This is a genomic window from Caulobacter sp. 602-1 (assembly GCF_003931565.1).
GTDB lineage: Bacteria > Pseudomonadota > Alphaproteobacteria > Caulobacterales > Caulobacteraceae > Caulobacter.
Genome location: NZ_RRYI01000006.1, coordinates 69,909 through 94,325, shown reverse-complemented (window position 1 = coordinate 94,325; position 24,417 = coordinate 69,909). Strand labels below are relative to the sequence as shown.

At 65.7% G+C, this 24,417-nt stretch carries 26 protein-coding genes and 1 pseudogene; 9 read left to right on the top strand and 18 right to left on the bottom strand.

Translation table 11 applies throughout. The features are described 5' to 3' along the window. Positions 1–75 precede the first annotated feature (75 nt). The 11 genes from ssb to flbT all read right to left on the bottom strand — a co-directional run bounded on the left by ssb (position 76) and on the right by flbT (position 9,903). A complete protein-coding gene (ssb, locus tag EIK80_RS17850) occupies positions 76–591 on the bottom strand; it encodes a single-stranded DNA-binding protein (RefSeq protein ID WP_125158372.1) in 516 nt (171 codons plus the stop codon). Positions 592–747: 156 nt separating this feature from the next. Further along, positions 748–1,140, bottom strand: a complete 393-nt coding sequence (locus tag EIK80_RS17845) for a hypothetical protein (RefSeq protein ID WP_125158371.1) — start codon at positions 1,138–1,140, stop codon at positions 748–750. A 20-nt stretch (positions 1,141–1,160) separates the two neighbouring features. After that, positions 1,161–1,850 carry a hypothetical protein gene (locus EIK80_RS17840; RefSeq protein WP_125158370.1) on the bottom strand — a complete coding sequence of 230 codons (690 nt, stop codon included), beginning with the start codon at positions 1,848–1,850 and terminating at the stop codon, positions 1,161–1,163. Between the two features lie 59 nt (positions 1,851–1,909). Continuing rightward, complete coding sequence (locus EIK80_RS17835) at positions 1,910–4,780, bottom strand: hypothetical protein (RefSeq protein ID WP_125158369.1); 2,871 nt, start codon at positions 4,778–4,780, stop codon at positions 1,910–1,912. A 79-nt stretch (positions 4,781–4,859) separates the two neighbouring features. After that, on the bottom strand, positions 4,860–5,414 hold the full coding sequence (pseH, locus tag EIK80_RS17830; protein WP_125158368.1) for a UDP-4-amino-4,6-dideoxy-N-acetyl-beta-L-altrosamine N-acetyltransferase: 555 nt from the start codon (positions 5,412–5,414) through the stop codon (positions 4,860–4,862). A gap of 96 nt (positions 5,415–5,510) precedes the next feature. Next, positions 5,511–6,347: a flagellin gene (locus EIK80_RS17825; RefSeq protein WP_125158367.1), complete on the bottom strand. Its 837-nt coding sequence runs from the start codon at positions 6,345–6,347 to the stop codon at positions 5,511–5,513. Positions 6,348–6,522: 175 nt separating this feature from the next. After that, entirely contained in the window at positions 6,523–6,870 is a 348-nt protein-coding gene (locus EIK80_RS17820) for a hypothetical protein (protein WP_125158366.1), read from the bottom strand. A 110-nt stretch (positions 6,871–6,980) separates the two neighbouring features. Then, positions 6,981–7,805, bottom strand: a complete 825-nt coding sequence (locus EIK80_RS17815) for a flagellin (RefSeq protein ID WP_125158365.1) — start codon at positions 7,803–7,805, stop codon at positions 6,981–6,983. Positions 7,806–8,081: 276 nt separating this feature from the next. Continuing rightward, a complete protein-coding gene (locus tag EIK80_RS17810) occupies positions 8,082–8,906 on the bottom strand; it encodes a flagellin (RefSeq protein WP_125158364.1) in 825 nt (274 codons plus the stop codon). Positions 8,907–9,155: 249 nt separating this feature from the next. Continuing rightward, positions 9,156–9,518, bottom strand: coding sequence for a flagellar biosynthesis regulator FlaF (gene flaF, locus EIK80_RS17805; protein WP_125158363.1), 363 nt, complete (start codon positions 9,516–9,518; stop codon positions 9,156–9,158). After that, positions 9,478–9,903 (bottom strand): flagellar biosynthesis repressor FlbT, encoded by a 426-nt coding sequence (flbT, locus tag EIK80_RS17800; protein WP_125158362.1) that lies wholly within the window; start codon positions 9,901–9,903, stop codon positions 9,478–9,480. The genes flaF and flbT overlap by 41 nt, the downstream gene beginning before the upstream one ends. 198 nt (positions 9,904–10,101) lie before the next feature. Between flbT and EIK80_RS17795 the strand changes: the two genes are divergently transcribed. From EIK80_RS17795 to EIK80_RS17775, 5 genes are all read left to right on the top strand, one after another. Beyond that, positions 10,102–11,892, top strand: a complete 1,791-nt coding sequence (locus EIK80_RS17795; protein WP_125158361.1) for a tetratricopeptide repeat protein — start codon at positions 10,102–10,104, stop codon at positions 11,890–11,892. 2 nt (positions 11,893–11,894) lie between these two features. Continuing rightward, positions 11,895–12,614: a cytidylyltransferase domain-containing protein gene (locus EIK80_RS17790; RefSeq protein WP_125158360.1), complete on the top strand. Its 720-nt coding sequence runs from the start codon at positions 11,895–11,897 to the stop codon at positions 12,612–12,614. Then, positions 12,607–13,185 carry a UDP-4-amino-4,6-dideoxy-N-acetyl-beta-L-altrosamine N-acetyltransferase gene (gene pseH / locus EIK80_RS17785; RefSeq protein ID WP_233586871.1) on the top strand — a complete coding sequence of 193 codons (579 nt, stop codon included), beginning with the start codon at positions 12,607–12,609 and terminating at the stop codon, positions 13,183–13,185. Before EIK80_RS17790 ends, pseH (EIK80_RS17785) begins: the two co-directional genes overlap by 8 nt. A 96-nt stretch (positions 13,186–13,281) precedes the next feature. Beyond that, entirely contained in the window at positions 13,282–14,151 is an 870-nt protein-coding gene (locus EIK80_RS17780; protein WP_125158358.1) for a MoxR family ATPase, read from the top strand. Positions 14,152–14,243: 92 nt separating this feature from the next. Continuing rightward, a complete protein-coding gene (locus EIK80_RS17775) occupies positions 14,244–15,074 on the top strand; it encodes a hypothetical protein (protein WP_125158357.1) in 831 nt (276 codons plus the stop codon). Positions 15,075–15,080: 6 nt separating this feature from the next. On the opposite strand, the gene EIK80_RS17770 is transcribed toward EIK80_RS17775, so the two are convergent. Together EIK80_RS17770 and EIK80_RS17765 are read right to left on the bottom strand one after the other, a co-directional pair. Next, positions 15,081–15,458: a hypothetical protein gene (locus EIK80_RS17770; protein ID WP_125158356.1), complete on the bottom strand. Its 378-nt coding sequence runs from the start codon at positions 15,456–15,458 to the stop codon at positions 15,081–15,083. A 36-nt stretch (positions 15,459–15,494) separates the two neighbouring features. Then, positions 15,495–16,307: a universal stress protein gene (locus tag EIK80_RS17765; protein WP_125158355.1), complete on the bottom strand. Its 813-nt coding sequence runs from the start codon at positions 16,305–16,307 to the stop codon at positions 15,495–15,497. Between the two features lie 105 nt (positions 16,308–16,412). Between EIK80_RS17765 and EIK80_RS17760 the strand changes: the two genes are divergently transcribed. From EIK80_RS17760 to EIK80_RS17750, 3 genes and pseudogenes are all read left to right on the top strand, one after another. After that, entirely contained in the window at positions 16,413–17,057 is a 645-nt protein-coding gene (locus EIK80_RS17760) for a YfbR-like 5'-deoxynucleotidase (RefSeq protein WP_125158354.1), read from the top strand. Next, positions 16,996–18,049, top strand: a pseudogene (locus EIK80_RS17755) (NAD regulator). Before EIK80_RS17760 ends, EIK80_RS17755 begins: the two are co-directional and overlap by 62 nt. Before the next feature lie 83 nt (positions 18,050–18,132). Next, positions 18,133–18,606, top strand: a complete 474-nt coding sequence (locus EIK80_RS17750; protein WP_125158353.1) for a hypothetical protein — start codon at positions 18,133–18,135, stop codon at positions 18,604–18,606. On the opposite strand, the gene EIK80_RS17745 is transcribed toward EIK80_RS17750, so the two are convergent. From EIK80_RS17745 to EIK80_RS17730, 4 genes are all read right to left on the bottom strand, one after another. Next, positions 18,563–19,642, bottom strand: coding sequence for an alpha/beta hydrolase family protein (locus EIK80_RS17745; RefSeq protein WP_125158352.1), 1,080 nt, complete (start codon positions 19,640–19,642; stop codon positions 18,563–18,565). The two genes, EIK80_RS17750 and EIK80_RS17745, sit on opposite strands and share 44 nt — an antisense overlap. Before the next feature lie 70 nt (positions 19,643–19,712). Next, positions 19,713–20,630, bottom strand: a complete 918-nt coding sequence (locus tag EIK80_RS17740; protein ID WP_125158351.1) for a sterol desaturase family protein — start codon at positions 20,628–20,630, stop codon at positions 19,713–19,715. After that, positions 20,630–21,013: a hypothetical protein gene (locus tag EIK80_RS17735; protein ID WP_199743542.1), complete on the bottom strand. Its 384-nt coding sequence runs from the start codon at positions 21,011–21,013 to the stop codon at positions 20,630–20,632. The genes EIK80_RS17740 and EIK80_RS17735 overlap by 1 nt, the downstream gene beginning before the upstream one ends. A gap of 143 nt (positions 21,014–21,156) precedes the next feature. After that, positions 21,157–21,690, bottom strand: coding sequence for a porin family protein (locus EIK80_RS17730; protein WP_125158349.1), 534 nt, complete (start codon positions 21,688–21,690; stop codon positions 21,157–21,159). 236 nt (positions 21,691–21,926) lie between these two features. Here EIK80_RS17730 and EIK80_RS17725 point away from each other — a divergent pair, with 236 nt between their 5' ends. Then, positions 21,927–23,042 (top strand): beta-ketoacyl-ACP synthase III, encoded by a 1,116-nt coding sequence (locus EIK80_RS17725; protein WP_125158348.1) that lies wholly within the window; start codon positions 21,927–21,929, stop codon positions 23,040–23,042. A gap of 61 nt (positions 23,043–23,103) precedes the next feature. On the opposite strand, the gene EIK80_RS17720 is transcribed toward EIK80_RS17725, so the two are convergent. Then, positions 23,104–24,282, bottom strand: a complete 1,179-nt coding sequence (locus tag EIK80_RS17720) for a M48 family metallopeptidase (RefSeq protein WP_199743531.1) — start codon at positions 24,280–24,282, stop codon at positions 23,104–23,106. Between the last annotated feature and the right edge of the window lie 135 nt (positions 24,283–24,417).

The following is a 24,417-nucleotide window of genomic DNA, read 5'->3' as shown; positions in this document are numbered from 1 at the left end:
CGGGTCACCCGCCGCTCGCCCCCGTGGAGGCGCCGTCGACAGCTCTGACGGCCGCCGTCGGCCTTCCACTGTTCCCTAGAACGGGATTTCGTCGTCCAGGTCGGCCGAGAAGCTCTCGCGCGGGCCGCTGGGCTGGCTGCGCTGGCCGCCGCCACCGAAGCTGGAGCCGCCGCCGCCCGAATAGCCGCCGCCGTACTCGTCACCGCCGCCACCGCCGGACGAGGCGCCGGCGCTGTCGCCGCGACCGCCCAGCATGGTCAGTTCGCCGCGGAACTTCTGCAGCACGATCTCGGTCGAATACTTCTCGGCGCCGGTGTTGTCGGTCCACTTGCGGGTCTGGATGGCGCCCTCGATATAGACCGTCGATCCCTTGCGCAGGTACTGCTCGGCGACCTTCACCAGGTTGTCGTTGAAGATCACGACGCGGTGCCACTCGGTCTTTTCCTTGCGCTCGCCGCTGTTGCGGTCGCGCCAGGTCTCGGAGGTGGCGATGCGGAGATTGGCGACGCGGTCGCCCGAACCGAGGCTGCGGATCTCGGGATCGGCCCCGAGGTTGCCCACCAGAATGACCTTGTTGACGCTGCCAGCCATCGCTCGCCCTTGTTCACGCCCGGCGACCCTCGCGCCGGAATCTGAGGCGAGACGTTAACGAGAGCTTACGGCGCGCGCAAGTTTTGTTCTTGTAACGTTCTTGTGGACGGGAAGGACGGCTGTGGACGGACGGACCGCCCCGCTCCCGCCCCGGGGTTACTGGCGACGGATCGCGCCCGGCACGGCCAGGCGGCCGTCGCCGGTGCGGACCAGCGACATGAAGCGCGGCCCCTCATAGGTCTGGCCGACATAGATGCCTTCCTTCTCGAGGAAGATGAACGAGCCTTGGTAGGCGCCGACCATGCCTGCGCTGTTGGACTGACCCATGCGCACGAAACGCATGCGCACGCCTTCCAGGGTGGCGGCGCACTCTTCCATCTGCGGCACGTTCCGGGCCACCGGGTTGTAGCGCAACGTGCCGTCCTTGTTGGTCGCCACCTGGAAGCAGACGCCCTGCTCGAACGGCGCCTTGGTCTGCTTCTCGCAACCCGCGAGCGCGAGACTGGAAACGGTCAGAATGGCGGCGGCGGCGAGGACGGTCTTGCTCATGGATTACACTTATAAACCTATCAGCCGTTCGGGATAGAGCAGTTGGCGCCCTGGTCGAACGCGGTGTGGAAGCTGCGGTTGTCGGACGAGATCTCGACGCGGCCCGGCACCAGGCGCAACGTTTCCTCGCCCCAGCGGCCGTAGGTGGCGCCGCCGACCTTCTCGCAACGGCCGCCGAACAGTTGCTGGGCGCAGGCGTTGAGGGTGATCTCGCCGGGCAGGCGTCGCCACTCGTTGCCGGCGTAGCGCCAGCAGGCGCCGAGCGGCGTGCTGGCCGCGGTGTTGGCCGAGGAGGTCGGCGTCGTCGCGGGGGACGTCGGGGTCGCGGCGGGCGCGGAGACGGTCGGGGTCGGGGGCAGCGGGGTCAGGACCGTGCCGGCCTGATCGGCGGCGGCCAGCGCGCCCGTCTCATCGACGCCGACATCCAGCGCGCCCGTGGCGACGCCGTTTTTCTTGGCGCATTCGGCCAGGGTGATCTCGCCGACGAAGGTCCCGCCCACGAAGCAGCGCAGCGGCCGTGCGGGATCCAGCTTGCTGTCGTCGTCACGTCCGGTCTCGACGATCAGACCGCCCCGCGAGGCTGGCGGAGCCTCGTCCGGCTTCTTGTCGTGTCCCGACATCAGGGCCACGGCGATGCCCAGACCGGCCAGCAGCGCGAGCGCGCCGCCGCCAGCGAAGATGAGGGTTCGGCGATCTTGCAGAAAGTCCATGGCCCCTGGCTACGACGCGTCGATGACGCTTTCAAGCTCGGCGGACCAGAATATGGGGCTTAGCTGCCGCCCGTGAGGCGGTTCAGGGCCGCCTGATAGTTGGCCAGCTGGCTGGTCAGGTAGGCCGGCACCGCGCCATCCGTCTTGCCGGCGCTTTTCGAACTGTCGCTCTTTACGCCCATGGCCGTGTCGGCGATCTCGCGATAGGCGCTGCGGACCGACGACATCGCCCGCTGGATGACCATGCTGGCGTTCTTGCGCCCCGCTTCGGAGGTCAGGTCCAGCTCGGGCGGCAGGCTGAGGCCGTAGACCGGACCGCTGCCGTCGGCCGACACCGTCTTGCCGTCCTCCGTCTTGGTGGCGCGCACGACGCCGCCGGCAAGACCCAGGGCGCTGAGCACGTCCGTCCCGCCCTTGCCCGCCACGATCTCGATCGTCGAGGTGTTGGAGGCCGGGCTGATCTTCAGAACCCGTTTGTCGCCGCTGGTGACGGTCTCGACCTTGGCGCGGAAGCCCGAAGCGCGCTTGATCTTGTCGGCCAGGGTCTCGAGCGTGTCGTTGGCCTCGATGGTGATCGAGGTGAGATTGCCGCGCTCTCGGGTGCGGATCTGGAACGTGTCGCCGGCCCGAGCCGCGGTCGCCGAGACGATCCGGTCGGACTGGGTGTAACTCATGGTCCCGGCGGGCAGGCCCAGGGCGTCCAGCGACGAGGCGCCGGTCTTGGCGACAGCCACCGAGGTGGGCGTGGCATAGCCGTCCTTGCCGGTCAGGCGCTGGCTCCAGTCGACATTGCCCGTGCCGACATTGACCTGGGCGACGTAGCCGTCCTTGGTCCCGACCGTTCCCTGACCGTCCAGGTTCGCGCCGGCCGAGCCGACCAGCCATGCCGTGCCGTTCGACACGTCGAAGCCGGTGACCGTCTCGTCGCCCGTGCCGCCGTAATAGGTCAGCGCATCGGCGCTGTTGTTGGAGAGGTCCAGCGACATGCGGCCGACGAAGGCGTCCATGCCGCCCGACGGCGCGGTCGTCGCGCCATTGATCGACATAACGTTGTTGGCCGTGGAGCCGCCGACATAGAGCTGGCCGCCGTCGATCTTCAGCCCGACCAGATCGCCGCCCTTCAGCGAGCCGAGGTCGCGCTTGGCGCCGACCGTGACCGTGGCGGTCTTCGTATAGGTGACCGGAACGGTCTGATAGGCGCCGTACTGGTCCAGCTTGCTGACATTCTCGGTCACGACATTGGCCGAGACGTCGAAGCTGCGCAGCGTCGCCGAGCCGTTCTCCTTCGAGCCGACGATGACCTGCGAGCCGTTGACGACAATGTCCGAGACGCTGTCGTTCTCGGTCGTGCCGAATTTCTGGGTGAACAGCGCCTGGGGCTTGCCGGCGCTGTTGGTGGCGAAAGCCGTCAAATAGGCGTCGTAGCCGCCGCTGGGGTCCGTTCCCACAGCGCCCGGCAGATCCGACTTACTACGGCCGCCGACATAGAGGACGCCATCCGAGCCAAACGCCAGGGCCGTGGCCTCGTCGTCCTGCAGACCACCACGGCGCACGGTCCACTGCTCGTCGCCCTTGGAGTCGTAGCGGGTGACGAAGCTGTCGCTGGTCGCGCCGGTGTCGCCGCTGTTGATCGGACCGTTGACCGCGCCATTCAGGCGGCCGGTGACCGAACCGGCGACGGCGACGCTGCCGTCGTCGCCGACAGCCAGGGACAGGCCGGTGGCCTCGTCGGTCGCGCCCAGGGTGCGGGCGTAGAGCAGATGGCCGGCGCTGTCGTACTTGAGCAGGGCGACGTCGCTGTCGCCCTTGATCGGCTGGCCGTTCAGGTCTAGCTTGCCGTCGACCTCGGTGTCGACATCCGCGAGCATGTAGACTGAGCCGTCCGCGCCGGTCACCGACTTGCGGACGCTGTTGATCGTGCCCTGCAGGGTCTCGGTAAATACCTTGCCGCCTGGCGCGCCGGCGTTGGCGCCGCCCCCGGTCCCGGCCGCGCTGTATTTGGTCAGGGTGTTTTCGTACTTGGCGTCGTCGGTCTTCGAATCCTTGTCGGGATCCGGATCGCCAGCCTTGGTCGTGACATAGACCGCAGGAGCGGTCGTCGGGGCGCTGAAGGTCACCTGCTCGGCGATGTCGCCATTGATCTTCAGGGCGAAGTCGTCGCCGGTGGCCGGCAGGGTCACGGGCTTGCCGCCAACCTGGACCGTGCGCTCCTGGCCCGCCGTGCGCTGGACCGCGAAGCTGGTGTTGAACCCGGCCGCCTTCAGCTTGCCGTTCATGTAGCTGACAACATTGGACATGGTCCGGGGCGTCGAGCCCATATCGGCCAGATCCATGGTGATATTGGTGGTGACGCCGAAACTCTTGACCGCGACGCCGAACGAGACGTCGCCCTGGAATCGCGGCACCTCGGCGTCGGCCTGACCGCTGAACAGCGTGTCGGTCGTATAGGTGGTGGTGTTCTTGGGAACCCCGGCCGTGGCCTTGTCGCTGGTCATCGCCGCGCCGGTGGTGAGGCGCATCTGATCCAGAGACAAACCCTGGACATAGCTGGTGACCTCGCCCAGGCCGCGCGTCAAGGCGGTCTGCAGGCGCTTGATCTCGCCGTCGGTCTGGCCCTTCTGTCCGGCCTGGGTGATCAGGGCCGACATGGTGCTGAGCGCCTGGTACGAGGCGAACAGCTTCTTGTAGTCGGGACTCACGCCCTTGAGGCTGGAGGCGTTGGCGCCCTCGTCGACGAACTTGCGGCCATTCAGCGCCGAACGGACCTGCTCGCTAGCCGCGGGCGCGTTGCCCAGCCAGGGCGCGTTCGGCACGACGGCCTTCTTGCCGCCCGACGCCGTGGTCGTGGACGTTCCAGACGCGGCGGCCCCCGTCACGCCCGCGCGGGCCTGATAGTAGCTTAGCAGGATACTGGAATCGAAGCTGATCACGACCTGTTCCAATCGGGGCGCAGAACGTCCCGCCTGCACCTTTGCCAGACGATCGCTGACGACTCCTTAACGATTGGACTTAAGCGGCGATAAGGTTGGCGTCGGATAGCGCCCGGCGGGCGCCCTCGCGCAACTCCGCCCACTCCGAGGCCAATATGCCCAGCAGCACGACGTCGCGCGCCTCGCCGCCCTTCAGCACGTGGCCGCGCAGATAGCCCTCGCGGCGGAAACCGGCGGCGGACTGAGCCTTCAGGGCCGCGTCGTTGTCGGCCATGACCTCGGCGAACACCTTGTGCAGGCCCAGCTCGCCGAAGGCCAGATCCAGCCCCAGCACCTGGGCGGCGCGGCCGACGCCCCTGCCCCGGGCCTCGGCCGAACCGAGGAACCAATGCAGACTGGCGCGGCGGTGATGGCTGCTCAGACCCGACAGGGTGATCAGCCCCATGGGCGCGCCAGCTCGGGTGATCATCCAGCCGCGCAGATCGGGATCGGTCCTCAGGGCGTTGAACCACGCCGCGTGAGCCTCGCGGCTCGGCAGTTCAGCGTCGGACATCCAGCGGTCGACCTCCGGTTCGGAGCGCCACTGAAAGAGGATCGCCTCGTCCTCATCCCGTAAGTCGCGAAGTTCGATCATGCCCGCCGCCGAATCCCCGGTTCGCCTCGTGGAACCTTAACTCGCCGATGCGACAGGACCTAGGAGGCTTTGAGGCGTCGTCGCGCTGCGGAGGCCTTACCCGCCCTTGAACAGCGACAGGATGATCTGCGGCGCGCTGTTGGCGATCGACAGCGCCTGAGCGCCGAGCTGCTGCTTGACCTGCAAGGCCTGCAAGCGAGCGCTTTCCTTGGCGAGGTCGGCGTCGACCAGGTTGCCCACCCCCGTCTCCAGCACGTCGTTCAGCTTGCCCACGAAGCTGCTGTGGGCGTCGATTTGCTTGGCCTGCGTGCCGATGTTGCCGACCGCCTGATTGATCGCGGTCATGGACGCTTCAAGGCGCTGGAACACCGCGTCGGCATTGGCCGGCGTCAGAATGTCGTCGGTCGCCGTCAGGGTGTTGATCGTGCCGCCCAGCGACAGGTTCTGCAGCGACAGCGTGATGGCCTGAGCCGCGTCGGCGTCGGCCAGGAACTGCATGTCGGCGGCCTGGCTGCCGTCCAAGAGGTTGGCGCCGTCGAACACGGCGCTCTTGACGACCTGGTCCAGATTCTTGAGCAGCCCCTGGAAGTCGGCGTTCAGCGAGGTCCGCGAGGACGTGGTCAGCGAGGTGTCCTTGGCGGCCACCACCTTCTCGCGCAACAGCTTCAGCAGGTCCGAGATCGAATCGCCGGCGGCCAGGGCCACGTCGGCGATCGAGGTCGCGCGATCCAGGCTCATCTTGACGGCGCTGAGCGCGCTCATGTCGCCGCGCTGCTCCTGCGCGATCGACCAGACCGCCGCGTTGTCCTTGGCGGTCGAGATGGCTTCACCCGTATTGATCCGGGTCTGCACCGCCTGCATGTCGTCGTTGGTGCGGTTCAGGTTCTGCAGCGCGATCAGCGCGGGCTGGTTCGTGTTGACGCTCAGCGTCATGCGCGGCCTCCGATCGGCGATTTTGCCGTTGGTTGCGATCGCGCGCGATTCGGCGAGCGATCTGGTCGCCGCCCAAATTGGGGTCAGAAAGTAAGATTATGGTTAACGCTTATAAACCATGTCCATTTACACATGCGACCCGCGGTCGCACCCGCCACGCCGCCCGGCGTTTCGCTCAGGCCTTTCCGTCGAAGACGTCGCCCGACGCGTAGGTGGCTTCCTCGCGCAGCTTCAGGATCTGCTCGCGCGGAAACTGCTGCAGCGTCTCGCCCGTACGGCGGTCCACGGTCTTGTAGACATACTCGCCAGAGTCGCCGTCCTGCTCGATCACCAGGCGAAGATCGCCCGGCTGCGGGCCAGCCTCGACCGGAGGAGCCTGCTCGTGCTCGACCGGCTGGACAGCCGGAGCTTCAGCCGGAGCCGAAACGAGATTGACGCCCTCGGACGGATCCGGGGCGTTCGTTGCGGGGACGGTTGAGGCGACGAAGTCTCTGATCGCCGACAAAGCGGCCTTGGGTTCCATTTTCTAGCCACCGACTTGCGAGCCGGCCCTCCTCTCTTGCTTCTCTCCTTGTTCGTCGATCACCAGGAATGGCGGAGGCGGACCACGCGAGCCCGCCTCCGCCCCATTCCTTAGCGGAACAGACTCAGGATCGACGACGTGGACTGGTTGGCGATCGACAGCGCCTGCACACCCAGCTGTTGCTTGGTCTGCAGCGACTGTAGCTTGGCGCTTTCCTTGGCCAGGTCGGCGTCCACCAGGTTGCCGACGCCGGCGTCCAGGCTGTCTTGCAGCTTGCCGATGAAGGTCAGGTGGGTGTCGAGGCCGACAGAGCTAGTGCCCAGCGAGGCCAGCTTATTGGTGGCCGTGCCGATGGCCTTGTCGATGTCGCTGATCATCGACTTGGCGGACGAGGCCGAACTGAAGGCCGGGGTAGCGGTGGTCAGGCCGAGACCGGCCAGACCCAGGGTCTGGGCCTTCACGGTAAAGCCCGTGCCGTCCGAATTGGCCAGGAAGGTCATGTTCGTGACCTTGCCGTCGGCCAGGCTGGCGCCGTTGAACTTGGCGTTGTCGGCGGCCTTCTGGACCTGTTCGCGCAGCGAGGTGAAGTCCGACAACAGGGCGTTGAACGAAGCGGTGTTCAGCGAAGTGTCGGAAGCGGCCAGGGCCTTTTCCTTCATCTTGCTGAGCAGGTCGGTGATGGTGTCGCCGGCGGCCAGGGCCACGTCGATCGTCGACTGGCCGCGCTGCAGCGAGTCCTTCACCGAGTTCAGGGACGACGAGGTCGCGTTCTGAATCTTGGACATGGCCCAGATGGCGCCGTTGTCCTTGGCGTTACCGACCTTCTTGCCGGTGTTGATGCGTTGCTGAGTGACGCCGAGTTCGCTGTTGGTGGTGTTCAGGTTTTGCAGGGCGATCAGAGCGCCAGAATTCGTATTGATGCTATTCAGCGGCATACGAGTAGGTTCCTTTTCAAGGTATCCGACGCCATTTTGGCTGCCGGGAGCATTTTGCTCGAAAAGGTCTGTAGCAATTGCCGGGCCAAAACTACCTAGCGGCAAGCCCCACATAAGCCGCTGAAATTATTGCGTTATAGGTCTGTTAATAACGAAAACCCCCGGCAATTTCTGCCGAGGGTTTTCGTTCATGGGAAATTATTGCCGGGCACATAATGCGCACCCAACAGGAAAGAGGCGCCGGACGGCTTTTGACGGCCGTCCGGCGTATCGGGCTCACCCCTTGAACAGCGACAGGATCGTCTGCGGGCTCTGATTGGCGATCGAGAGCGCTTGGACACCCAGTTGCTGTTTGGTTTGCAGCGACTGCAGCTTGGCGCTTTCCTTCGCCAGGTCCGCGTCGACGAGGTTGCCCACGCCGGCGTCCAGGCTGTCCTGCAGCTTGCCCACGAAGGTCAGGTGAGTATCCAGACCGGTCGAGGACGTGCCCAGGGAAGACAGTTTGTTCGTCGCCGTTTGCAACGCCTTCGACATGACATCGATCATCGACTTGGCCGTCGATGCCGAGGTGAAGGTGTTGCTGCCGGTCACCAGACCAAGACCCACAAGACCCAGGTTTTGCGCCTGGACCGTGAAGTTGCCCCCGTCCGCGTTGGCCAGGAAGCTGATCTGGGCTGTCGTGCCGTCCGCCAGGCTGACGCCATTGAACTTCGCGTTTGCCGCGGCCTTTTCGATTTGGCCACGGAGCGTCTCGAAGTCCGACTTCAGCGCGTTGAACGAGGCGGTGTTCAGCGAGGTGTCGGAAGCGGCCAGGGCCTTTTCCTTCATCTTCGTGAGCAGATCGGTGATGGTGTCGCCTGCCGCGAGAGCAACATCGATCGTCGACTGACCGCGCTGGAGCGAATCCTTCACGGCGTTCAACGAGCTCGAGCTCGCGCTTTGCATCTTGGCCATCGACCAGATCGCGCCATTGTCCTTGGCGGTTCCAACCTTCTTGCCGGTGTTGATACGGCTCTGGGTAGTGGCGAGCTCCGTGTTGGTTGCGTTCAGGTTTTGGAGCGCAAGAAGGGCGCCCGGGTTGGTGTTGATCGAGTTCAGCATTTGATACCTACCGTTTTGGTGGGATTTGCCCGGCGTATTGCCGGTCGGGCGTTTTGCCCCGCACGAGCCATCGCAAGCAGCGGGCCAACCGAACCGAGATCGAGTCCAACGTCTAAAATATTGATTTTATTGAATTTAGCTCGCCACTAGGGCCAAAAACGAAACCGCCCGGCGAATGCAGGATTCGCCGGGCGGCAGGTTTTTCCGAAGCAGGTAGGCAAGACGTTCAGCCTTGCGGAAACCGAAGAATCAGGCGGCGTCAGCGCGCGCGGACAGACCCTGCATCATCATGCGGTTGATCTCGATCAGGGGCTCGAAGTCCTCCTCCTTGCGCATCACGGCGCTGGAGTGACGACCGACCCACAGACTCAGCGAAATGATGCTGGCCCGAAGCTCTTTGGGCAGTTGGTTTTCAGGCAAGGAACAGTCGGTCGCCAAGGCCGACCAGACCTTGCGATTCCAATCCAATGCGTCGATCCGCGTGGAAATGTCGTCCGCCGGGGCCCGGGACGCGTCCATGAGGGCGCGCGTCACCTGACCGAACAGGCGGTACTCCATTTCACGGGGATTCTCAGCCCGCGTCGCCGCCTGCTGATACGCCCGAAGAGACATGCCCCAACCTCTCGTCTTCGTATTCAATCAACTTACGGCTCAACATCAGAGCCTTGTAGTACTCACGCGCCATCACGTGCTTCGAAATGGCGATGCAGTCCTGCAGAACCACAGGATTGCGTACAACTCCCATGAATTCGTTAAGGCGACCCGCGAAGTCCTCGAAGAACTTCTCGGCTGCGGCCTCGTCGAGGTACATCATCATCACCGGGAAATAGATCCGGCGCGCGGGCGTCGTGACCTGGTCCGGCTGCATGATGTCCTTCTCGCGGAGGACGGAGGCCTTGTTCTGGAGCACCAGAACCCCGCGCCGATCCCCATTCTGGACCACGGCGCCGTTGAGAACGAACTTTTCGCCGGGCTTCAGCGACAGCTTCAAAGGCACTTAAGGCCGCTCCTTCGTTGACGCTGCTTCGCCCGGTTCCGTCGACATGACGGCTCGTGGGGGAAGCTAGGCGAAGACGTGTTAACGCCGTCTTGCCGCAATTCACCCGGTCTTGCGACCGTAAGACGCGGCTTAGGACTCAATTAAGCATAGCCCCTCAAAACATGGTTAATAGCAGAGTCCCAAGGTCGGTTCGCCATGTCCAGTAAAAGCGCCCTCGAAGCGTCCGCCGCCATGGCCCAGACCGATGTCACGGGCGCGGTCCCCATCCAGCCTGGCCAGATCATCACGGCCATGGGCGATTCGGCCTCGGCCGAAGCCCTCGAGCGCCTGAAGCGCTCGGCGCAGCAAATGAAGAACGCCGAGAACGGCAAGATCATCGCCCAGGCGATCGAGGCCGTCCACAAGCAGGATTTCGCCAAGGCCGACAAGCTGGCTCTGAAGCTGCTGAAGAAGGACGAGCAACTGGGCCTGGCCTGGCACATCCTGGCCATCGCCCGTGAAAAGCAGGGCGACTTCGCCTCCTCCCTGAACTGCTATGAGGCGGCGCTGTCCCTCCTGCCCGACCACGGCCCGGTCGCCGGCGACCTGGGACGCCTAGCCTTCCGCATGAACATGGTCGAGTTCGCCGCCAAGTTCTTCGCCCACTTCCGCCTGGCCCGGCCCAACGATGTCGAAGGCGCCAACAATCTGGCCTGCGCTCTGCGCGAACTGAACCGTGAAGCCGAAGCGATCGATGTGCTGAAGGTCGCCCTGGCTATCCATCCCGAATCCGCCGGCCTCTGGAACACCTTGGGCACCATACTCTGCAACATGGGCGACCCCGCCGGCTCGCTCGTCTTCTTCGACGAGGCCCTGCGCCTGGCGCCCACGCACAGCAAGGCCCTGCACAACCGCGCCTACGCCAAGGCCGATCTCGGCGACATCGCCGGCGCGCTGGTTGATGGCGAGGCCGCCATGCAGTCGTCGAGCGATCCCATCGATCTGGTGGTCATGGAATTCGCCCGCGCCACGCTCCTGCTGGCGCTGGGCCGTGTCGCCGAGGGCTGGCAGGCCTACGAGGCCCGCTTCTTCCCGGAAATCGCCGACGCCCCCCTCTTCCATATCCCCGCGGCCCGTTGGGCGGGCGAGGATCTGAAGGGCAAGACCGTCCTCGTCGTCGCCGAACAGGGCCTGGGCGACGAAGTCATGTTCTCCAACATGCTGCCCGACATCCTCGAGATGCTGGGGCCGGACGGCAAGATGACCCTGGTGGTCGAGCATCGCCTGAAATCGCTGATCGAGCGTTCGTACCCCGGTGTCGAGGTCAGCGCCCACCGGACCATGAAGCACGAAGGCCGCGTCTACCGCACCGCGCCATACGTCCAGGACTGGGATCGCTTCGATTGCTGGGCGCCGCTGGGCGACTTCCTTCGCCACCTGCGCAACACCGTCGAGGCCTTCCCGAACCGAAAATCCTTCCTGACGCCCGATCCGGAGCGAGTCGCCTACTGGAAGGCCGAGCTCGACAAGCTGGGCCCCTCGCCCAAGGTCGGCCTGTTGTGGAAGAGCCTGAGCCTGAAGGGCGACCGGGCCCGCCAGTTCTCGCCGTTCCAGCTCTGGGAACCGGTGCTGAAGACGCCGGGCGTCACGCTCGTCAATCTGCAGTATGGCGATTGCGAGGAAGAAATCGCCCTGGCCAAGGAGCGGTTCGGCGTCGAAATCTGGAATCCGCCCGGCATCGACCTGAAGCAGGATCTGGACGACCTGACCGCCCTGTGCGGCGCGGTCGACCTGATCATCGGCTTTTCCAACGCCACCACCAACCTGGCGGGCGCGGTGGGCGCGCCGATCTGGATGCTCACCGCCCCGGCGGTGTGGACCAAGCTCGGGACCGATGCCTATCCCTGGTATCCGCAGGCGCGCGTCTTTTCGCCGCCAGAGCTCGGCCAATGGGCCCCGGTGATGGCCGAGGTCGCCCAAGCCCTGCGTGAAAAGGTCGCTGGCTAGCCATGGTGCTCGCCATCCTGCAAGCGCGGATGTCCTCGACCCGCCTGCCCGGCAAGGTGCTGGCGCCGTTGGCCGGAGCGCCGATGATCCTCCGACAGATCGAGCGCCTGCGCCGCGCCCGCAAGCTGGAGCGCATCGTGGTTGCGACCTCGGCCAGGGCCGACGACGATCCCCTCGTCGAGATTCTGGCGGCGGCGGGGATCCCCATCCACCGCGGCGACCTGGACGATGTGCTGGGCCGCTTCATCGGCGCGCTGGACGCCTTAGGCCCCGCGCGAACCGTGGTCCGCCTGACCGCCGACTGCCCGCTGGCCGATCCCGAGGTGATTGACGCCACGATCGCGCGGTTCGCGGACAGCGGCGCGGACTACGCCTCCAACGTCGCCGAGCCGCGCAGCTTCCCGAAAGGTCTGGACGTCGAGGTGATGACGGCCGCCGCCCTTCGCCGCGCCGCCGCCGAGACCAGCGATCCGCACGATCGCGAGCATGTGACCCCCTATCTCTACCGCAACCCGGACCGCTTCCGTCTGGCCAGCTACGCCCAGGCGGCCGACGAGGGCGCGGTGCGTTGGACCGTCGATCGGCCCGACGACCTGGAGTTTGTCCGCGCGGTCTATGACGCCCTGTATGCCGACGACCCGCACTTCACGTCCGACGCCGTACGTGGCTTCGTTCACGGCCGCCCAGACCTGGCGATGCTGGGAGGCGACCGTCGTGCCTGACGTCGTTCTGCGGCCGGTCGAAGAAGGCGATCGCGACCGGTTGCTAGCCTGGCGCAACAGCCCGCAGGTCGCGGCCTTCATGTATTCCGACCATCTGATCACGCGCGAGGAACACGATCGCTGGTTCGACACCCTGGTCGGCCATCCGCGTCGGCGCGACTGGGTCGTTCTGCTGGAGGACGCCCCCGTGGGCCTGACCAGTCTGGTCGAAATCGATTCGCGCCAGGGCCGAGGCGTCATAGCCCGATACCTGGCCGAAGAGCGCGCGCGCGGCCTGGGCCTCGGCGGCTTCACCGAGTTCAAGGTCGCCGACCATGCCTTCCAGGTTCTGGGGTTGCGCAAGCTGTGGTCCGAAGTACTGGCCACCAACCAGGCCGCCCTCGCCTCCCACCTCGCGAGCGGCTTCCAGCGCGAGGCCTTGTTCCGCGCTCATGTGGTCAAACAGGGCCGGCCTGTCGACGTCGTCGGCCTGGGCCTGCTGGCCGAGGACTGGCGCGATCATCGGGCGCATCTGCGCGCCCGGTTGGCGGCCAAGGGCTTCGCCGAGGCCGCGCTCGACATGCCGCTCTGACCGCCTTCCGCCACGGGCACTTGCCAAGCGCGTAAGCGCCGGTAGTTTGATCAGCTCGTTTTGAACAACTGTTCGAACCGACTGGCGGAGATGGGCATGAGCGAGCGTTTCGAGGGGACTTCCGATTACGTGGCGACCGACGACCTCAAGGTCGCGGTGAACGCCTCGGTCGCTCTGGAGCGTCCCCTGCTGATCAAGGGCGAACCCGGCACCGGCAAGACGGTGCTGGCCTACGAGGTCGCCAAGGCCCTCAATGCTCCGCTGATCACCTGGCATATCAAGTCGACCACCAAGGCCCAGCAAGGCCTCTACGAGTACGACGCCGTCAGTCGCCTGCGCGATAGCCAGCTGGGCGATGAGCGCGTCAAGGACGTCAAGAATTACATCAAGAAAGGCAAACTCTGGGAGGCGTTCGAGAGTGAACAGCGCCCGGTGCTGTTGATCGACGAGATCGACAAGGCCGACATCGAGTTTCCCAACGATCTCCTGCAGGAGCTCGATCGCAACGAATTCTACGTCTATGAGACCAACGAGACGATCAAGGCCAAGGTCCGGCCGATCATCATCATCACCTCGAACAACGAGAAGGAGCTGCCGGACGCGTTCCTGCGCCGCTGCTTCTTCCACTACATCCGCTTCCCCGAGGAGGCGACGATGCAGGCCATCGTCGACGTGCACTTCCCGGGCATCAAGCAGAAGCTCGTGTCGGAAGCGCTGCGCATCTTCTACGACATGCGCAAGGTGCCGGGCCTGAAGAAAAAGCCGTCGACCTCGGAACTGCTGGACTGGCTGAAGCTGCTGCTGGTCGAGGACATCGATGATCAAGTTCTGCGCGAGAAGGATCCGACCAAGCTGATCCCGCCCTTGCATGGCGCATTGCTCAAGAACGAGCAGGACGTGCACCTGTTCGAACGCCTGGCCTTCCTGGCCCGCCGCGAGGGTTCGGGCGCGCGTCCGGGCCAATAGGCCTGCGACCAATTGCTCGTTACTTGGATTTCACTGGACGCGCGCCCGGCGCGCGCCCAACTTCCCGCCAAATCAGGGAAGACCCACAACTCATGCGTTATTCGAAATCGCGGGCGAAATGGCTGGCCACGGCGCTGATGATCGGCGTTGGCGCGACCGCCCTCGTCGCCTGCCAGCGCACCGAGACCACCACGACCGAGCACGCCGAGCGCAAGCTGGGCCGTCGCGAGCCGCTCCGCGTCATCGACCGCCTCGACTGCCCAGACAGACAGGGGAGTCTGAGTCTCGTGTCCAAGGCCGGCGACGGGCAGTCGTGCGCCTATGCCTCGGCCGAAGCTAACGTCGACCTGCGCCTCATCAAGCTGAACGGTGGCGACGCGGAAGCCGCCCTCGCCCCGATCGAGACCGAGCTGAAGGGCGTCATGCCGCTGCCGCCGGCCCCACCGAAGCCGCCCGAGCACAAGGGTGTGGGAAAGAACCACACCAGCATCAACCTGCCGGGCGTCAAGATCGACGCCAGCGACAACGGCGCGGACATCCGCATCGGTCATCTGACCATCAACAGCGACGGCGGCGCCGCCGAGGTGAAGGTCAACAAGAACGTCAACTTCAAGGGCGACGACGCCCATGGTTCGGTCAATATCCAGGCCGAGGACGATCACGAGGGCGACGTCACCATAAAGGCCAACGACCATGGCGCGGAAATCCGCGCCAAGAAGGGCGGCAACGATTCCGTGCGTTCGACCCTTATCCTGGCCAACGACAAGGCGCCCAAGGGCTATCGCCTGGCCGGCTATGAGGCGCGGGGACCCAAGGGCGGCCCGTTGGCCGTCGCCGTCGTCAAGGCCAAGACCCGCGACACCGACGACCACGATCTGTTCAAGGACATGAAGGCCTTGGTCCGCCACAACGTGGGAGGCTAAGGCCTCCTACGCCTCTACTGGCGCGACCTCCATCACCTTGTAGGTCAGCGGACGGCCGTCCTCGTCGGTGACGGTGACATATTCGCCAAGGGCGAAGCGGTGTTCGCCAAGGCGGTGGAGCGGCTCGTCGTCGGCGCTATCCTGGTCGTCATAATCAAAGAACCAGCGTGTCCCGCGCCTGTTCAGGCGGCCATCCACAGCGTCCTCGTCGGGCGCGAAGCGACGCACGCTGCAAGCGCCCTTGACCTTGGCGTATTCGCCCTCGTCGATGTGTCCATCCTCGGTCAGAGGCGCGGTCAGGGCGTAGCCGCGGTGGTCGTCGCCGCCGGCGAATTCGGTGCCAGGATTGCGCGCAAGGCGCATGATGATGCGTGACAGAGACATTCGAGGTCTCCTTTCTTCTGAGAAAATTTCAGCGTCCTAGTGCGACAGGAACAGGGAAGGCCCGTCGCTGTTCAGCAGCGTACGGGTGGTGCCCCCGAAAATGAACTCCTGCAGCCTGGGATGACCAAACGCCCCGGCGACCAGGAGGTTCGCGCCGGTGTCCTTGGCCGCGCCCAGCAGCAGGCCGGCCGCGTCGTTGCCCCCCTCCAGAATCTTGACGGTCGCCTTGACGCCGCGAGCGCCCAAGAACTCGACCAGACGCTCCAGTTCGAAGGCCCGCGACGAGGCGTTCGGCGCGCCGGCGACGATCACCGAGCTGGCTTTCTGCAGCAACGGCATGGCCGTACGCACGGCGCGGCTAGCCTCCTTGCCGCCGTCCCAGGCGACCAGAGCCACGCCGTCGACCGTGAAACCCGGGCGGGCGACCAGCGTCGGGCGCTGCTCGTCAGCCACCAGTTGCTGGAACGATTCCGCCAGCGGCCCCTTGCCGCGCGCCGAGGCGTCGTCGAACACGATGACGTCCGAAAGGCGGCCTTCCATGGCCAGACCGGCCCAGACCGGAGACTCCAGGCTGATCACTCGCGTGCGCGAATAGCCGGTCTCGGCCGCCAGCTTGCCGCAGGCGCGCGCGCCTTCCTGGGCGGCCTCCTTCAGGCTTTCAAGCGCCGTAACCTGCACCCCGCCCATGAACCCTTCGCCCATCCACGGCATCAGGTCGGCCATGTCGGCCGGGGCGTGGACGCAAGCCAGCTCGGCCTGAAACGCACCCGCCAGGGCCGCGGCGGCGGTCAACACGCCCTTGTCGTTCGGAGTCCCGGCCAGCGGGACCATGATTCTCGCCCAACTCATGATCGAACTCCCTTCAAGGGCATTTCCACAGATGACGACGACGGCCACATTGATCTTTCTCAATCGATAGGCCAGTCAACCACCTTCACCGTAAGGAACGATCTCGTGGCCAAAGGGCTGCATAGGGGCGGACCGCCCCGTGCCTGGCAAAGAATGCTTTCCGGACGTCGGCTCGACCTGCTCGATCCGTCGCCGATGGATATCGAGATCGAGGATATCGCCCACGGCCTCGCCCGCGTCGCGCGATGGAATGGCCAGACCGTCGGCGACCACGGCTTCTCGGTGGCCCAGCACAGCCTGGTGGTCGAGGAGATCGCCGCGCACATCAAGCCCGACCTGGAACCGCGCTGGCGCCTCGCCGCTCTGCTGCATGACGCCAGCGAATACGTGATTGGCGACATGATCAGCCCGTTCAAGGCGGCGCTGGGGGTGAGCTACAAGGATTTCGAGGCTAGGCTGGAAGACGCCATCCACATCCGCTTCGGCTTGCCCGTGAAGACCCCCGCCCCGATCAAGAAACTGATCAAGCAGGCCGACCGCGCCTGCGCCTTCTTCGAGGCCACCCAGCTGGCGGGCTTCGAACACGCGGAGTCCCTGGCGATCTTCGGCGCGCCGCCGGCTGGCTACGATTTGACGATCACGCCGCAGCCGCCGTTCGAGGCTCAGGCCCGCTACGTTCAGCGCTTCCATGTGCTATCGCGGGCGGCCGGCTTCGAGTCTGCTCCGGGCGCGGCGTTCGAGACAGAGTGAGCGCCCCCCGCATGAGCACCTCGGTCGTCATCGGCCTGTCGGCGGTGGTCGTCGCGATCCGCGACGGCGAGGCCGTCGTCCTGACCGTGCGACCGCATGACGCGATCACCGATATCGCCTCGCCGCTCTCGGGTCTGCCGTTCGGTCCGTTCGATCCGGAGGCGCACCGCACCTTCGAGCTGGGCCTTCGAGCCTTCGTGACCGCCCAGACCCGGTTTCAGCTGGGCTATGTCGAACAGCTCTACACCTTCGGCGACAAGGGCCGCGACGCCCCGCGCGCCGAGGTCGGGGCCGGCGCGGCGCGCGTGGTCTCGGTCGGCTATCTGGGCCTGACGCCCAAGGCGGTCGACACCGACGCCCCCGACACCGCCTGGGCTCCGTGGACCCGCTTCTTTCCATGGGAAGACTGGCGCAACGGCCGCCCCGCCCTGCTCGACGAAGCCATCGCCCCGGCCCTGAAACGCTGGGCCGCCGACGACGCCGCCAAGTGGTCGCGCGCGCGCCTGGCCTTCGCCCTGGACGGCGCGCCGTGGAACGAGGAACGTGTGCTGGAGCGCTACGAGCTGCTCTACGAAGCCGGTCTCGCCCCGGAAGCCGCCCGCGACGTCGCCCGCGCCGAGGGGCACGACCCGGCCGAGCCTCAGGCCCTGTCGGCGGCCTTGGGCGAGCCGATGATCTCGGATCACAGACGGATCCTGGCGACGGGCCTCTCGCGCCTGCGCGGCAAGATCAAATACCGCCCCGTGGTGTTCGAGCTGACGCCCGAGGAGTTCACCCTCTCGACGCTGCAGCGCACGGTCGAGGCCATCGCCGGCGTGCCGCTGCACAAGCAGAACTTCCGCCGCGTCGTCGAGCGCGAAGAGCTGGTCGAGGGTCTGGGACGCCTCGACGCCGAGACCGGCGGCCGCCCGGCCGAGCTGTTCCGCTTCCGCCGGGAAATGCTGGAGACCCGCCAGGCGATGGGATTGTCGCTGCCCCTCCTGCGGGATTGAGGCGCAACCGTTTCCGCCCCGCAATCACGGCGCAACGAACCACGCCCAGCCTTCCGCCATCGACGTCAGGGAGATAGTCGGTCATGCGGTTCAAGCTGTTCATGCTGGCGATCGCCAGCGCCACGGTCGCGACGGGCGTGTCCGCGCAAACGGCGCGCTACCAGGTCACGGTCGCTCATGTCGAACCGGCCTCCGGCTATCAGAAGCTGCATATCGCCAAGGCCGCCATCGGCAGCACTCCCATCCGCGTCTGGGCCAACACCGCCATCGATCCCGACTGCTCGGTTCACGAGCCCGGCGCGACCCTGACCCTGCTGGAACCGCCGGCGCACGGCTTGGCGACGATAAGGGACGAACCTTATTTCGCCGCGTTCCCGCCAGCCAATCCCCGCTCGGCCTGCAACGCCCACAAGGTGCCCGGCCACCAGGCCTACTACACAGCCGCCGCCGGCTATGTCGGTCATGACCGGCTGGTGCTGCAAGGCGCTTCCCCCGACGGCGCCGTGCGCCGGATCACGGTCGACGTGACGGTTCGCCAGGCTCCCCCTGGTCGGTGACCAGGGTGCGCGCGAAGAACGGCAGCATGGCGGTGTAGACTCGCCCGGTCTCGCCCCAGGTTCGGTCGCCCCAGCCGCCAACATATTCCTCGGCCTCGTGCGGCACCCCAAATTCCGTCAGCAGGCGCGAAAGAGCCTGATTCGATATGACGTGGTCCGGATTGGGGTCATCTCGCCCCCAGTCGAACTTCAGACCGCGCAGAGTCCGCAGATTCTCGGCATAACGCGGCGCCTGGTGATCCAACAGAAAGCTGTCGGTCAGTTTTCTCGCCATCGCCGCATCAACCTCGATCCGGCCGTCGACCTTGCGCGCCGGAAGATCGGCGTAAAGCGGCGGCTTGTCCGGATTGGGCAGGTGCGCCTGGTAAATGGCGGTGAACAGTTGCGAGAACGGGTCGCGCTTCAGATCGTCCAGCGACTTGGCGTTCTGCAGGAGCTCGAAATTGGGCCGCGACCACATCGGCTGCAAGCCAAGCCCCGCGCCGACCGGATGCAGCGCATAGACGGCGCCGAACACGTCGGCGTGACGCATCCCCATGGCGATCGCGCCGTAGCCGCCCATCCGATCGCCAGCCAGACCCCTCGCCTCACGCTTGGCCACGGTGCGAAAATTCCGGTCGGTCCAGCCGACCAGCTCGACGGCCAGGAAATCGTCCCAGCGGCCGGTGACCGGCGAACTGGTGTAGATCGAGCTGCCCAACGGGGTGCTGAAGTCGGCCGCGACCACGATGACCGGCGGAACGACCTGAGCCGCGATCGCCTGGTCCAGCAATCGTCCAAGGCCGTCGCGATCGAACGCTGTCCGCTCGTCCTCGAACAGGTTGTGCAGGTAGTAGACGACCGGATAACGCCGCCCGGATGTCTCGTAGCCGTCCGGCAGATAGACCTTCACGCGCCGCTCGCCGCCAAGACCGATCTTGGCGCCGTCGAAGGCCTTGGACGCGAGCGTCAGGTCGCGGACCTGACCGTCAGCCCACGCGGCCGGGGCCATCACGACGACGAACAGGGCCGCCAGCAGCAAGCCAAGCCGGGGCATCAGGGCTCTCCGTGCGAAATTTCGGGGAGGAACGCCACTCAACCCCAGATCAGCCCGCCACAGTGAGGCTTTATTGCGGCGGAGAGCCTTCCGCCTCCAACCGCGCCCGCCATTTGGCCTTCAGCGTATGGGAAGTGTCGCGCGAGCCGTCGGGGCTCCAGCCGGGCGGACCGAACACGTAGCCCAGGGCTTCGCGAGGCGACTTGGAACCCGCCACGTCCTTGCCGATGCCGATCCACTCGTGGAAGACGTTGTGAAACAGGTTGAAGTTGCCGAGGTTCTTCACCGTCCCGTAGCGGCAGGGCTCCTCGTCTGTCTCGGGCACGAAGGTGCCGAACAGGCGGTCCCAGATGATCAGGATGCCAGCGTAGTTGGCGTCCAGATAGCGGGCGTTGCGGGCGTGGTGCACGCGGTGATGCGAGGGCGTGTTGAAGACCGCCTCGAACCAGCGCGGCATGCGCTTGATCGCCTCGGTGTGGATCCAGAACTGGTAGACAAGGCTGACGCCCTTCTGGATCGCCACCATGGCCGGCGGGAAGCCGAGGAACGACAGCGGCAGCCACAACAGCCAGGTGCCGGCGACCCCGCCGGTCCAGGTCTGCCGCAGCGCAGTCGACAGGTTATAGTGGGTCGAGGTGTGGTGGTTGACGTGGCTGGCCCACCAGACGCGCCGCTCATGCGACAGGCGGTGGAACCAGTAGTAGGTCAAGTCCTCGAGCAGGAAGACGGCGACCCACGCCCAGACGGCGGTCATCGGGATGGTGAAAATACGATGATGCCAGACCCACACGGTCGTGGCGAACACCACCCCGCCGAACAGCAGGCCGGCCACGGTGCTGCCGAAGCCCATCGACAGCGAGACGGCCGTGTCGCGCGTTTCGTAGTTGGCCTTTGCCTTGCCGAAGCGGCCGACCAGGATTTCCAGGACGATGGCCAGCACGAAGAACGGGATAGCCAACTGGACGGGGTCGAAAGGGGCTTTCAGCATCAGGCGAGCTCCTTCGGCGGCCAGACGTCGTCATTGACGGCGAACACGGGACGGGCGTCGCCCAGGCGCACAGGCAGACGTCCGTTCGTCGGCTTCAGGCCCGCGATCACGCTCCAGGGCAGATCGCGGGCGACATAGCTGTCGCCGCGCCGGTAGAGCACCAGCGCCAGGTCCCCCTCGCGGGCGATGACCCCCGCGCCGTCCGCGGCGATCCAGACAGCGTCTGGCTTGTGATCGGGAAATTCGAGCGCCACCAAGGCGCGGGCGGCCTCGGCATCAAGCGGCGGGGTCGCTCTCGCCACCCCCATCCATGCCGCGAACGCCACAAGCAGAGCCACGGCGGCTATCGAGCCGCCCAGCTGAATCAACAGCGCCTTGTCCAAGACCGACGCATCCCCCCGAAACTTATTACCGTTCAGATTGCCGAGCATCGGGCCGTCGTCAAGCCGTCACGAGATCGCCGGAACGCAAACGGCGCGCCCCGCGAGAGGCGCGCCGTCCTTCAGGTCAAGAGGACCGCTCGGCCTTAGAAGCGGCGGACGTAGCCCACCGACATCGTGTTCGAGCTCAGATCGCTCTTGGTATATTCGGACTTGGTCCAGTCGGCGCGGAGGCCGTTCTTGTCGTCGAACTTGTATTCGGCGCCGACGCCATAGTTCCAACTGTCGTGGCTGCCGTCGAAGCTCGCGGCGGCCGGATTGTTGGTCTTGAACTTTGTCGTGCCATAGCCGGCGCGGGCCAGCAGATCGAGATTCGGGGTCACCGGCAGATAGCCGACAGCGTAGCCCGCGACCTGGTGTTCCATCTTCACCGAGGCCGGACCGCCCGGGGTATAGACCTTGTCGCCGTCGACGCCGCCGGCCGCCTCGGCCTCGACACCGAAATTGGGCGTAAGCTTGGCGCCCACACGCCCTTGAATAGCGCCGGTGTCAGCGCCACGGGTCCGAGTTTGGCCATAGTTCAGAGAACCATAGACCTCGGTCGAATTCTGGGCTTGGGCAAACATCGGGATCGCGAGAACCGAACCAGCGATCAGGGTAGCGGTGATGAGAGTCTTCATTCTTGTACTCCAATTCTACTCGTAGTCTTCAGCACCCTCAGCCAGCTCTTGCTAATCGGATAACGCGGCGGCCATGCGGCGGTTCACGGTCGCGTTCGAGGCCATTCCGTGTCGTGACCTAAAAGCCACGGTGATGACGCCCGCGCCATCCGTGCTATCTACGAGTCAAACAAGCGTCAGAACGCGGACCCGCCCCAACAAGGACGAGGTCCGCGCGCATCATCGGGACCGTCGTCTTGCCGCAAGCCGTCATCGCCGCCACGGGGCTGTACACCCCGCCCTTTTCCATTTCGAACGCCGAGCTGGTCGAGGCCTTCAACACCTTCGTCGAGCGCTTCAACGCCGCCAACGCCGAGGCCATCGCGGCCGGCGAGGTGGTCGCCCTGGCCCCGTCCTCGCCCGAATTCATCGAGAAGGCCTCGGGCATCAAATCGCGGTTCGTGATGAACAAGTCGGGAATCGTCGACCCAGAGATCATGCGCCCGGTCATCCCCGAGCGACCGAATGAGGCGCTGTCAATCCTGGCCGAGATGGCGGTCGAGGCGGCCAAGCAGGCGATCGAGCGCTGGGGCAAACCGGTCAGCGAGATCGGCGCGGTGATCTGCGCCGCCTCGAACATGCAGCGCCCCTACCCGGCCATGGCCATTGAGATCCAGCAGGCTCTGGGGATCGAGGGCTTCGCCTTCGACATGAACGTGGCCTGCTCGTCGGCCACCTTCGGCATCAAGACCGCCGCCGACTTCGTGACCACCGGCAGCGCCAAGGCCGTGCTGATGGTCAATCCGGAGATCTGCTCGGGCCACCTGAACTTCAAGGACCGCGACAGCCACTTCATCTTCGGCGACGTCGCGACGGCCGTGATCGTCGAAAACGCCGACCAGGCGACCGATGGCTGGGAAATCCTGGGCGCGCGCCTGAAGACCCAGTTCTCGAACAACATCCGCAACAACTTCGGCTTCCTCAACCGCGCCGCGCCCGAAGGGATCGGCGCCAAGGACAAGCTGTTCGTCCAAGAAGGCCGCAAGGTGTTCCGCGAGGTCGTGCCGATGGTCAGCGAGATGATTGTCGAACACGCGGCGGATCTCGGTATCGATCCCGCGACGCTGAAGCGCCTGTGGCTGCACCAAGCCAACATCAACATGAACGAGATGATCGGCCGCAAGGTGCTGGGCCGCGATCCCGCGCCGGGCGAGAACGTCATCATTCTCGACGAGTACGCCAACACCAGCTCGGCCGGCTCGATCATCGCCTTCCACACCGCCAACGACGACTTCGCGGCGGGCGAGACGGGCCTGATCTGCAGCTTCGGCGCCGGCTATTCGGCCGGGACGGTGTTCGTCCGCAAGCGCTGAGCGCGCTTAGCCCCAACGAAATGGAGCCCCGCGCCCACAGGGCGCGGGGCTTTTTCGCGCCTCAAGGCTTCGGGTGTGTCGCCTTCCAGTCCATGGCGCGGCGGATGCGGACGCCAACGGCCGGATGGTCATAGAACAGCACCTCTTCAAGCTTGGAGGGCGTGGCGGCGCGGTACTCGATCGTCTTGACCAACGCCTTGGCCAGGCCGTCGGGCTCGTTGAAGTTCACCAGGCTGTAGCGGTCGGCGTCGCTCTCGACCTCGCGGACCAAGGTGTTGGTGATCGGGCCGCCGATCAGGCCCAGCACGGCCATGATCACCGCCAGCACGGGCAGGCCGGCCGGATCGGCGACTCCGGTCACGCCCTTGGCGTTCAGCGCCCGCGCGAACCACGGAAAGGTTCGGTCGACGATAAAGAAGGCGATGACCGCCAGCACGGAGAAGACGCCCGTGATCCACAGGCTGTGCTGGTGGGCGTAGTGGCCCATCTCGTGACCGACGACGCCGCGCACCTCGGCGATGTCAGCGCCCTTCTTGAACATCACGTCGCTCATCGCCACCCGCGCCGAGCCGCCCAGGCCCGAGACGTTGGCGGTATAGGCGTTGGACTGCTTGGAGCCGTCGTAGACGAAGATCTTGTCGCTCGGGACGCCGACCGACTTGGCCATAGCCACCACCTCGTCGCGGACGGCTCCGGGCGGCGCGGGCGTGTATTTGTTGAACAGCGGCTCGACATAGATCGGCGCGATCAACATGCCGAAGATGATGAAGCCCGCCGTAAGCCCGCCGGCCCACAGCCACCACAGAGTCCGCGCCCGTCGGATCAGCACGTACAGCAGCGCCAGAAACAGCGCGGTGAACACGACAGAGATCGCCGTGCCCATCAGGTTCTCGGTCAGCCAGCCGCCGAAGGCCTGGCTTGTCAGCCCATACTGCTTCTGCCGCCACCAGTTGGAATAGACCGACCAGGGCAGCTCCAGCAGCCATGTGAAGGCGACAAAGACGACGGCGACCACGAAGCTGGCCAGGAACGGCCGCCCCTTCTTGCGCTCGAGGCCTTGCTCGACCTTGGTCAGCACGCCGGTGCGGATGATGATCCAGGCCGCCAGCACCGAGACGATGAAGCCCCACAGCAGCAGCCAGTGGCCGCCCTGGGTGTAGTGCTGCGCCTTGACGTGCGCCTCCGGCGGCAGCTGCGCCAGATAGGCGGCCGTGGCGACCGCCGGATCGAATTGCGCCATGATGTTCCCCCTCACCAGGATGAACCGAGCAGCAGGCCCCGAGTCCGTGTCCACGTCAGCTTAATTCGCGGTCAGGTCGCGCCAGCTTCGCCATGTTCGGGCTGGCGAAGCGCGCTCGCCCGTATAGAACTGCGA